The following is an 11,378-nucleotide window of genomic DNA, read 5'->3' as shown; positions in this document are numbered from 1 at the left end:
TGTAGCTTAAACTTTGTCTAAAAAATCGGATTTGCGCTGTCTGGCCACTGGAATTTTCTCGTTGGTTTGCATAACAACATAACCATCATTTTTAATAAATTCCTTAATTTTATTAAGGTTTATAATGTAAGAATTGTGGATTCGGAAAAAATAATTTTCGGGTAAAAGTGCATTCACCTCTTTTAGTTTTTTGGTAACTAAAATCTTTTGGTTGTCTGCCATAACAAAGGTGCTGTAATTACCGTCTGATTCTATGAAAATAATGTTATCTGTATCTAAAAATATTAATTTCCCATCGGTATTTAAGGTTATTTTTTTCTGATTAAAATTCTTGTTGAAATTAATAAGGATTTCTTCAATTTTAGCCACTGGAAACGCTGTAGAATTATGCTTTTTTATACGCGCCAAGGTTTCTTTTAAATCATCAGAGTCAATAGGTTTTAAAAGATAATCTATGGCTTCGTGTTTTAATGCTTTTAAAGCATATTCATTATAAGCGGTAGTAATCACTACAGAAAAATCTCTTTCAGTTAATTTGTCTAAAAACTGAAATCCATCCATGGTTGGCATATTGATGTCTAAAAAAACGCAATCAGGCTTGTTGGTGGTTAAATAACTAATAGCTTCTTCAGGTTTGTTAAAAGTGGCTATTATTTCAACTTCATCACTAAAGTTTGTGAGTTCCCAAGACAAACTTTCTATTGCTTTTTGCTCATCATCTACAATTACTGCTCGTATCATGGTTTCAAATATAATAATATTCTAACATTTTGAACTTGAAATGGTTATAAATGATTAGTAAATTAATCTTAAAAAGTAGGAAATTCGTAAAATATGAGGGCGAAAATTGGTTTTTTGCCAATTACACATAATTCAATACCAACTATACAAAAGTGTTCTTGGTGTGGTGAGAAATTTCAGATATTAGCTTTGCTATTAAATTATTATACGATTAAGCATTTATTAAAGGGTATGTGCTATTAATCAACAAAAGGCTAGATTTTTCTAGCTTTTTGACTTTAATCTCATTAGTTATTTAGTTAATTAGTTATTAAAAGAGCGAATTTCTCGCTCTTTTTTTATGGAAATTATTGAGCTATTTTCTAGTGCTTATTACATAGGTTTCGCCTATTGTTAGAGTGATTTTAATAGGTTAAATCTTACATTTCTTTCGCACATCTTTTTTATTTAAATTATTGAAAATCAGTAATTTAATGGATTTTTAGGGAAAAAGTATGTCATACTGCGTCAATACTGGTTTGTTAAAAACTTGTTGACAATGTTTCTGAATTTACCTTTCAATTACAGATACTATTTTCAATATTTGTTAGTCACATTACCATTCAAATTATTAATTCTAAAAAAACACTAACAATGTCTCAACAAATTGAACCTATTCTACAAGAAAACAAAGATCGCTTTGTTATTTTTCCTATTCAACATAACGATATTTGGGAATGGTACAAAAAATCTGAAGCCAGTTTCTGGACGGCTGAAGAAATTGATTTACATCAAGATTTAACCGATTGGAAAGGTAAATTAAATGATGATGAGCGTTATTTTATTAAACACATTCTTGCTTTTTTTGCTGCTAGTGATGGCATTGTAAATGAAAATTTAGCTGAAAATTTCATTAACGAAGTGCAATATAGTGAAGCTAAGTTTTTTTATGGATTTCAAATAATGATGGAAAATATTCATAGCGAAACCTATTCACTATTAATAGATACCTATGTAAAAGATGAAGTTGAAAAGGATCAGCTTTTTAATGCTTTAGATAATTTTCCAGCTATTAAGAAAAAGGCAGATTGGGCTTTAAAATGGATAGAATCGCCTAGTTTTGGTGAACGTTTAATTGCTTTTGCGGCCGTTGAAGGTATTTTCTTTTCTGGTGCCTTTTGTTCTATATTCTGGTTAAAAAAACGTGGTTTAATGCCTGGCTTAACATTTTCTAACGAGCTAATTTCTCGCGATGAAGGTGTGCATTGTGATTTTGCTGTGCATTTACACAACCACCACTTAATAAATAAAGTACCAAAAGCACGTATTCGTGAAATCCTTATAGATGCTTTAGATATTGAACGTGAATTTATTACCGAGTCATTGCCAGCTAGTTTAATTGGTATGAATGCCAAATTAATGTCGCAGTATCTAGAATTTGTAACTGATAGACTTTTAAGTGAGTTGGATTGTGAAAAAGAATACAATACAGCCAACCCTTTTGATTTCATGGATATGATATCCTTACAAGGAAAAACCAATTTCTTTGAAAAGCGTGTGTCGGAATATCAAAAGGCAGGTGTTCTTAATAAAGAGGAAGATAAAGATAAGTTCAGTTTTGACGCTGATTTTTAAATAACAACCCTTAATAATAGTTAATAGCAACAATGATGTGGATGTTCATCTACCTGTGTTCTTGCTAGACTTTTATATAAATTCAAAGTTCTAATTTCTTATAAAATTAGACTACCCTTTTAGCTAATTAATCCATTTTCCTGTAAGGTGTAACAGGAAACAAAAAACGTGTAAAATTATGTATGTATTAAAAAGAGATGGCCGGAAAGAACTCATGATGTTCGATAAAATTACAGCAAGAGTTAGAAAACTGTGTTACGGTTTAAACGAATTAGTAGATCCTGTAAAGGTAGCTATGCGAGTTATAGAAGGACTTTATGATGGTGTTACAACCAGCGAGCTAGATAATTTAGCCGCTGAAATTGCAGCAACCATGACAACGGCTCATCCTGATTATGCGCGTTTGGCTGCTCGAATTTCGGTGTCTAACCTACACAAAAACACTAAAAAAACGTTTAGTGAGGTGATGCATGATTTGTATAACTACGTTAATCCTAGAACAGGAAAAGATGCGCCATTACTATCAGATGAGGTCTACCAAGTAATTATGGATAATAAAGATAAATTAGACTCTACAATTATCTATAATCGCGATTTTGGTTATGATTATTTTGGGTTTAAAACACTTGAGCGTTCGTATTTATTAAAGCTAAATGGTAAAATTGCTGAAAGACCACAACACATGTTGATGCGTGTTTCTATAGGTATACATTTAAATGATTTAGATGCCGCTTTGGAAACCTATGAACTGATGTCTAAAAAATATTTTACACACGCTACACCCACACTTTTTAATTCCGGTACACCAAAACCACAAATGTCATCCTGTTTTTTATTAACCATGAAAGATGATAGTATTGATGGTATTTATGATACATTGAAACAAACCGCCAAAATATCACAATCAGCTGGAGGTATTGGTTTAGCTATTCACAATATTCGTGCAACAGGAAGTTATATCTCTGGAACTAACGGAACATCCAACGGTATTGTTCCTATGTTAAAAGTTTTTAACGATACAGCACGTTATGTAGATCAAGGTGGTGGAAAACGTAAAGGAAGTTTTGCCATGTATCTTGAAACTTGGCATGCTGATATTTTCGATTTTTTAGATTTGAAGAAAAATCACGGTAAAGAAGAAATGCGTGCACGCGATTTGTTTTATGCGATGTGGATTTCTGATTTGTTCATGGAGCGTGTTCAAGAAGATGGCAAATGGACTTTAATGTGCCCGAATGAATGTCCAGGAATGGATGAAGTGCACAGTGAAGAATTTGAAGCCTTATATTTAAAATACGAAGCGGAAGGCAAAGGTAGAAAAACCATTAAGGCTCGTGAGCTTTGGGAAAAGATCCTCGAATCGCAAATTGAAACGGGAACGCCGTATATGTTGTATAAAGATGCCGCTAACCGCAAGTCCAATCAGAAAAATTTAGGCACCATTCGGTCGTCTAATTTATGTACGGAAATTATGGAGTACACCTCCCCAGATGAGGTGGCTGTTTGTAATTTAGCATCTATTGCGTTGCCAATGTTTATTAAAAATGGCGAGTTTGATCATAAAGAACTTTATAAAATTACCAAACGCGTTACCAAAAACTTAAACCGTGTTATTGATAGAAATTACTACCCTGTAAAAGAGGCTGAAAATTCTAATTTCCGTCACAGACCTGTTGGTTTAGGTGTTCAAGGATTGGCTGATACGTTTATAAAATTACGCATGCCTTTTACAAGTGATGCTGCTAAAAAATTAAATCAAGAAATTTTTGAAACTCTATACTTTGCAGCAGTAACAGCTAGTATGGAAGAGGCAACAGCTGATGGTCCTTACCAAACATATGAAGGATCGCCAATAAGTCAAGGGGAATTTCAACACAACCTTTGGGGAATTAATGATAACGAATTAAGTGGTCGATGGGATTGGGCTAAACTGCGTGGAGAGGTTAAAAAACATGGTGTTAGAAACTCCTTGTTAGTTGCACCAATGCCAACAGCAAGTACCTCTCAAATTTTGGGTAATAATGAATGTTTCGAGCCTTATACGTCTAATATTTATACGCGTCGTGTGCTATCGGGTGAATTTATTATTGTCAACAAACACTTACTGGAAGATTTAGTAGAACTTGGTCTGTGGAACGAAGGTTTAAAACAAGATATCATGCGTGCTAATGGATCAATTCAAGGTATTGAGTCTATTCCTCAAGATATTAAGGAGCTTTATAAAACGGTTTGGGAATTAAGTATGAAAGACATTATTGATATGTCACGCCATAGAGGTTATTTTATTGACCAATCTCAATCCTTAAACCTGTTTATGGAAGGTGCAACTATGGCAAAATTAACATCTATGCATTTCTATGCTTGGAAGAGTGGTTTAAAAACAGGTATGTATTATTTACGCACGAAAAGTGCGGTAGATGCTATTAAGTTTACCTTGGATAATAAGAAAAAGGAACAACCAGTTGCTGAAGCCATTATAGAGTCCACACCAATGGTTGATACAGTTATGGCCCAACAAAAACAGCAGGCCGTAAAAACAGCTGCTAAATTTGCTGAAAAGCAAACTCCGGAAGAGGTGGAGCCCATGTCTGCAGATGAAATGAAAGCGCTTATTGCCCAAGCAAAAGAAGCAGAAGGTGATGATTGCTTGATGTGTGGATCTTAATGATTTAAAAGATGTAATTACTATATTGAAAAGCACCTTGAAAGAGGTGCTTTTTTTATTTGAGGATTTATTGAAATTGCTTTTGCCAAACCAAAATTTTATCAGTTTGTCAATATCTAAATGTTACTGAAACGGTTTGTATATGAAAACTAATATGGTAAATTAAATTTGTTTTACAGTTGTGTACGTTTGTAATTTCCAAAACCCATAAAAAGCAAAACGTATTTTTACTAAAACACCTTTGTAGGCAATTTGTAGATTGTTTTATTTCGACTATAAAGGACTGTTAGAGTTATTTTGTAGGATAACGTACTTATTTTTAAACGCTTTACGGTTCATCGAAAACCCAAAAATTACGTAGAACTACGTAGTATAAAAGTTAGAAATAAGTTTTAGGTTTGTTGCTTAACCTACTTAAATTTAAATTATGGATTTACAAAACAAAACAAAACAAATACTAGACTAGTATTTTTAAAGTTTACAATTTTATTGGCATGCCTAATTTTTTATAATTGTCAAAAAGATGATGATATTCAAAATATTGTAATTACAGAAGAAAAAGTAGACAGACCTGTAACAGTATCAACTATTCCTCAAAATCAGTTTATAGACAATAATAGAGTATGGTCTAAAATAGGTGCCCTAAAAACTGAATTAGCTGAATTTAGTAAAACGAGCCAAAATAGAACTGTTCATTCCAATGAAACAGGTTTATCCATTGATACTGATTTTGCTACTTACATAGAATTTGAAAACGGATATCATTCCTACACTTTTTTGGTAACCAACACGCCTGCTGGAGAAGGATTACAGAATATATTATTAAGTCTGCAAGACGATGGAAGTTATAAAGAGTTCCTTGTTCATTACAATATTACAGATGATGAAATAGTACGTTTAGATGATGGCGAAATAGTTAATTTAATAAACCGTTATACAATGACGGAAATTGAAGGGGGATTTAGTGAGCAATTATTTTCTAAAGTACTCTTTCAAGATGATTGTACACTTATGGAATATATACCAGACACTTGTAGTTCAGGCAATCATGTTTATGGGGAAGCATGTGAATATGATGAGGATGATGGTAATCCCAATACCAACCCAGCACCAAATTCTGGTGAGATTACTATTACTGAATTGTTGTGTGCGCCAGGTGGAAATCCACAAGGTGGAGCGCCAAGCAATGGAGGTACGCCTCCACCTTATAATCCTGGTAACGGTCATGGTAATGGCAGTACTGGTGGGAATACGTCATCTCCTACTACTTCTTGTAAAGGTAATTGTGTACCTGATGATATGGATTTTGAATGTTCAGGCACGGAATCATTAACAGGTCCTTCGGCAGATTTACACTTATCACAAAGCGAAATATGTTTTTTATTGAATAATTTGTCCCATAAAGACGATGTTGATACTTATTTGGAGCTTGGTGGTAATGAAAATTTTGCAGAAGCTGCTGTTGAAGCATGGTTAATTGATGGTGAGGTAGATTGGGAAAATCACGTTATATTAGATCCATCAGTTTTAAGTAATCAAAAAGTTAAATGTGTTTATGATAAATTAAAAGGTTTATCTAACACAATATTTAATGATATAATTGATGATAATTTTGGCAGTTCCAAGAATGCACACATTAGGTTTAGCGTTTCGCCAACTCCTAATGGAGAAGCGGCATTCACCAGAGGTTCAGCAAACGGAACTGATTTTCGTTTGTATGAGATAAAATTGAATCCTAGTGGTGTAGCGAACTCATCTACACTTGAAATTGCACTATTATTAATTCATGAAAGTTTGCATGCTGAATTATTAGATAGATGCGTTGAATTGGGTATTATAGATACTTTTAATTCGGCAGGATATCCTAATTTCACAAATACATCAGTTACATATAACTCTAATGAAGAGCTGTTTGCCCTAATAGTAAATTTTTATACAACCTACACTGGTGGAAATACTGAATGGAATCATAATTTATTTACTATATTAAATTATAGGTTACTTATTATTCAAAATTTATTAGACATACATCCTAGTTTAAATGATACTAATAACGATTTTTTGACAAATGTAAATAATGATCTTTTAAATTCATTTGGTAATTTTACTTTACAACAATTAATGGACAATGTAAGTTGGATAGGTTTAGAGGGTACTCAAGATTTTATTAATACTATTCAAAACAATCCGACTAATTTGGCAAAGCAAAACTATATAATGGGTGCTGCTAATACTGAATATACTAATACTTGTATTTAATTGAATATTATGAAAAATATATTTTTATTACTTTTTTCTCTCTACTTTCTAAATAGTTTTAGTCAAAAAACGGATATTCTTTATCTTATGGTTGACAAGCCGATGTTTGCCTTTTGTAAGGAACAGAGTTTATGTTATGGCTTTGCAGTAAAAAGTGAAGATAAACGCTTCTTAACGGATTACTATCATTTTGATATAGTCAATTTGAAAGGAATTGATTCTTTAGGGAACACAAAATATTATACTTTAAAAGAAATACGAAAAGCAGTTTCTCCTGATTCCATTGATTTTGTATCAATTTCTGATTTAACCAAGAATAATGCATTTTGGGAAGTTCATAACGATTTGAGTTTGAGAAAAAAGATTTTTTTGATCGAGAAGAAAGAAGGGAAATTTAATTCTTCAACAGGGAAATATGATATAAATTATTACATATTACCTATGATTTATGAAGGCACTAGAAAAAATATAGTTCCAACGGATTTATCAAATTGATAAATCTTTTATAAAAAAAATATCATGAATATATTATCATGCTATTTTTTTGTGAGAGTTTTACCTTAAAGGAAGCACCTTGAAAAAGGTGTTTTTTTGTGAGGTAATAATTTGCTATCCAGACCTAACAATCCCGAAACATCGGGACTGTTAGGTCTTATCCAAAAGATTAATTGTCTTTAACTAATCAAGAATTGCGTAATTTTAATATTTTGAACGCTGGTGTTTTAACTGATAACCATGAAAACGATTGTGATTATTAAATTATTTATTTATGTATAAAACAAAATTGTTGTTCAGCTTAATTTCTTGTATCATTCTATTAAATTTTGGTTGTAAAAACTCCACATCTACGGATTTAGAAGAAACTGTTTATCAGGACATTTTTCCAGAACTGGTAAATAAAAGGTTTCAGGATTTTAGAAAAATGATGGCACCACTTCCAGCACCACCAAATCCTAATGATACTATTAGGAGGAAGTATACCCGAGAATATAAAGACAAAGAGGAGATGGATTTAGTATTTAAACAATACCGTGAAAATCATAGTAAATATTTAGATACAACAAATTTCGTTCCCTTGATTGTTATCGTTTCTGATTCTGTAAAAGGCTATTCAAAAAATGAGTTAAAACGATATTCTAAATTAAAGAATTCTCAATTTATAGAGACGTTAGAGTTTAAACCGTCTTTTAAATTAGATTTATCGAAAATAAAAATGCCCAATGATTATATATTAAAATATAAATCAGAATACTCTGAATCTTTAGAAGAATTAAGATTTAAGGAATGGGAAAAATACCCAAACAAAGAAAATAGACATTTACATCAATTTTCTGGAATGCTTTATCTTTACCAGGTTTATTTCAATAGTGATAAAACCTATGGATTTCTCAATGTAGGTTTTAATTGTGGAAAACTGTGTGGCTGTAGTTTTCAAGTTTTTGTAAAAAAAGTAGATGGCAAATGGGTTATTGATGATATTGACAATTTAGGCTGTGCCTGATAAAAAAACCAATCCATTGGATTGCTCTGACATTATTTAATTTCAATCCCGAAACATCCAGGTTATTAGGTCAAACCCAAAAGAATATTTTTTTGGTTAATTAGCAGGTTCTACAGAGCTGTCGTGGATGTGTTTTTTTATAGCTTGATAATTTGCTATCCAGACCTAACAGGTTTCAAAAACCTGTTAGGTTTTAGCTTGAATTCTAATGTTTTTCAATCTATAAAAACCAGAAAAGCATCTCAATCGAGATGCTTTTTTTAAATAAGAACTTAACTATATATTAATCGTCAGTCTCTGAAACCGTTGCAGGTTCTACAGAGCTATCATGTGCATTATGATATTCTTCTAACAGATTCATAGTAGCATTTAGTAAATCTTTCGTTTCTAAAAGTACACTAAAATACAAAGTGGTATTTTTCGGGCTAGATTCTTCAGTTCTAGTACGCTCTACTTGTTTCTGGATTTTATGCGTTACCATATCCATAATCTCCTTTTTTCTACTTAATATAACGCCAATTTCTTCAAAAGAACGGGTGTCAAAGGCGGCTTTGGTATTAACGAATAGACGCTCAAAACGCTCATCAACTTCCTTCAGCTCTTTAATTTGGCTAAATTTCAGTTTCTTATGGTTGTTGTTAACGTGTTTGTGACTGATTTTAGAGATGTACTCTAAAGACTGTGTAATATCCTGTAAATAACCTAACACATTAATATAGAAGTTACTAGCGGCTACGCTGGATTCATCCAAATTCTTAATGAAATAGAAGATATTATCACGCAATTCATCAATTTCATTTCCAAGTTTAACAACTTGTTTTTTGTTCTTCTTTAGTAAGGATAAATCTTGTTTTGCTAAACCATTAATTGCATTGGTATAAATACGGTTACCACGTTTTATAACGTTGGCAATATTGTTGGTGCTTTCATGAATTACACCTTGAATAGAGCTACTCTCAGCACGCGTTAAACTATCTTCAGCTTTTAATTCTTTAGATTTCTTATTATGAGAAATATAGTTTCTTACTAATAAAACCGTAGCGAAAAGTAATAAAACAGGAACCATAACATTCACGTTCCAATTCAATAAATAAGCAATTAAGGCTGCAGCAATAAATGCAATAAACGCCGTGAAGAACCAACCTCCAATAACATTTAAAACACCAGCTACTCGGTATACGGCACTTTCTGCTCCCCAAGCACGATCCGCTAATGATGTACCCATAGCAACCATAAACGTTACATAAGTGGTAGAAAGCGGTAATTTCATAGAGGTTGCAATAGAAATTAATACAGCAGCAACCATAAGGTTAACGGCAGCACGAACTAAATCGAAAGCTGGTAACTCATAGGTTTTATCCTTTTTTAAATTTAAAACAGGTATTTCAAATTGCTTATCAATTTTTTTCTGCCATGATTCTGGTAAAATATAAGATGACATTTGCGATGCTAAAACGGCAAAACGCACAAACCCTCGCGATAAAAAGTTAGGTTGAAAACGTTCTTTTGTTTCACCTTGACTTGATAAATCTAATGAGGTTTTTACAACACCTTTCGCCTTACTAGAAAACCATAATGTGGCAACCATAATTAAACCTGCACCAACTAATAAATAAGTAGGTGTTGCTACCTTATCGGCTAGGAAGCCCATACTAAACGTTTCTGCAGGAAGACCTGAAGCGACCCAAGTACTGTAAGAAAGCCAGCCAGCAATTGGAACACCAATAAAGTTAACTAAATCGTTTCCAGCAAAAGCCAATGCTAAAGCAAAGGTTCCCACTAAAATAATGAGTTTATAAATATTTGCTTTGAAAACAGTGATAAATAGATATGATATTAATGACCAAAGTACTAAACTAGCAAGTAAAATATAGGTAAGTTGGTGTTCAATAAATTCGTTTATCGTATCGCCATTTAGAATTGCGAAAGCATCATCTGCAAATGAAGTACCTTTTAAACCTTTGATAAAAATAAAATAGGTAATAGATGATAAAGCTATACCTCCAAAAAAGGCACCTACCCAATTAGCTTTTTTCTCAAAGTTATAAGACAACAATAGCCTTGCAACCCACTGAACAGCTGCACCAATAGAAAATGCGACGACGACGGATAGGAGTATTCCAAAGATAATTTCTGCCGCCTTTGAGGTGTTGATGTAGTCTACTAAATCAGTGAAACTTCCTCCATCATGACCAATTTTAATTAAAGACATTGCAACGGAAGCTCCTAATAATTCAAATACTATGGATACCGTTGTAGATGTTGGCATCCCAACTGAATTAAAAAAGTCTAACAATAGGATGTCTGTAATCATGACAGCCATAAAGATGATCATGATTTCATCAAACATAAATTCGTGTGGGTTGAAAATACCTTTTCGGGCAACTTCCATCATACCACTAGAAAAAACGGCTCCAACGGCTACACCAACACTAGCAACAATCATGATTGTTTTAAATGAAATGGCTTTTGAGCCTATGGCTGAATTCAAGAAATTCACCGCATCATTACTCACACCTACCACCAAATCAGCAACTGCTAATACGGCCAAGGCAATAATCATTAATAAGTATATATTATCCATACGTTACTTTAAAA

7 protein-coding genes are annotated in these 11,378 nt (G+C 32.6%); 5 read left to right on the top strand and 2 right to left on the bottom strand.

Annotation, left to right across the window (positions count from 1 at the left end; translation table 11 throughout):
* Positions 1 to 6: 6 nt before the first annotated feature.
* The gene (locus ACN0QX_RS02205) at positions 7 to 741 is read right to left on the bottom strand and encodes a LytR/AlgR family response regulator transcription factor (protein WP_248397456.1); all 735 of its coding nucleotides are present in this window, start codon (positions 739 to 741) and stop codon (positions 7 to 9) included.
* A 633-nt stretch (positions 742 to 1,374) separates the two neighbouring features.
* Here ACN0QX_RS02205 and ACN0QX_RS02200 point away from each other — a divergent pair.
* The 5 genes from ACN0QX_RS02200 (at position 1,375) to ACN0QX_RS02180 (ending at position 8,780) form a co-directional block, all read left to right on the top strand.
* Positions 1,375 to 2,355, top strand: a complete 981-nt coding sequence (locus ACN0QX_RS02200) for a ribonucleotide-diphosphate reductase subunit beta (protein WP_248397458.1) — start codon at positions 1,375 to 1,377, stop codon at positions 2,353 to 2,355.
* 178 nt (positions 2,356 to 2,533) lie between these two features.
* Positions 2,534 to 5,020, top strand: a complete 2,487-nt coding sequence (locus tag ACN0QX_RS02195; RefSeq protein WP_417195303.1) for a ribonucleoside-diphosphate reductase subunit alpha — start codon at positions 2,534 to 2,536, stop codon at positions 5,018 to 5,020.
* A gap of 489 nt (positions 5,021 to 5,509) precedes the next feature.
* Complete coding sequence (locus ACN0QX_RS02190; protein WP_417195301.1) at positions 5,510 to 7,279, top strand: hypothetical protein; 1,770 nt, start codon at positions 5,510 to 5,512, stop codon at positions 7,277 to 7,279.
* Between the two features lie 9 nt (positions 7,280 to 7,288).
* Positions 7,289 to 7,774, top strand: coding sequence for a hypothetical protein (locus tag ACN0QX_RS02185; RefSeq protein ID WP_417195299.1), 486 nt, complete (start codon positions 7,289 to 7,291; stop codon positions 7,772 to 7,774).
* A gap of 274 nt (positions 7,775 to 8,048) precedes the next feature.
* On the top strand, positions 8,049 to 8,780 hold the full coding sequence (locus tag ACN0QX_RS02180; protein WP_417195297.1) for a hypothetical protein: 732 nt from the start codon (positions 8,049 to 8,051) through the stop codon (positions 8,778 to 8,780).
* Positions 8,781 to 9,063: 283 nt separating this feature from the next.
* On the opposite strand, the gene ACN0QX_RS02175 is transcribed toward ACN0QX_RS02180, so the two are convergent.
* Positions 9,064 to 11,364 carry an anion permease gene (locus tag ACN0QX_RS02175; protein ID WP_417195296.1) on the bottom strand — a complete coding sequence of 767 codons (2,301 nt, stop codon included), beginning with the start codon at positions 11,362 to 11,364 and terminating at the stop codon, positions 9,064 to 9,066.
* Positions 11,365 to 11,378: the final 14 nt, after the last annotated feature.

Origin of the sequence: Bizionia sp., assembly GCF_048259285.1 — a bacterium.
Taxonomy (GTDB): domain Bacteria; phylum Bacteroidota; class Bacteroidia; order Flavobacteriales; family Flavobacteriaceae; genus Algorimicrobium; species Algorimicrobium hallyeonense.
This window is presented reverse-complemented; position numbering and strand designations above follow the sequence as displayed.

What these genes read in the sequence shown, in the direction of transcription:
- ACN0QX_RS02205 (WP_248397456.1), bottom strand. Translation starts at nt 741, where the DNA reads ATGATACGAGCAGTAATTGTAGATGATGAGCAAAAAGCAATAGAAAGT.
- ACN0QX_RS02200 (WP_248397458.1), top strand. Translation starts at nt 1,375, where the DNA reads ATGTCTCAACAAATTGAACCTATTCTACAAGAAAACAAAGATCGCTTT.
- ACN0QX_RS02195 (WP_417195303.1), top strand. Translation starts at nt 2,534, where the DNA reads ATGTATGTATTAAAAAGAGATGGCCGGAAAGAACTCATGATGTTCGAT.
- ACN0QX_RS02185 (WP_417195299.1), top strand. Translation starts at nt 7,289, where the DNA reads ATGAAAAATATATTTTTATTACTTTTTTCTCTCTACTTTCTAAATAGT.
- ACN0QX_RS02180 (WP_417195297.1), top strand. Translation starts at nt 8,049, where the DNA reads ATGTATAAAACAAAATTGTTGTTCAGCTTAATTTCTTGTATCATTCTA.
- ACN0QX_RS02175 (WP_417195296.1), bottom strand. Translation starts at nt 11,364, where the DNA reads ATGGATAATATATACTTATTAATGATTATTGCCTTGGCCGTATTAGCA.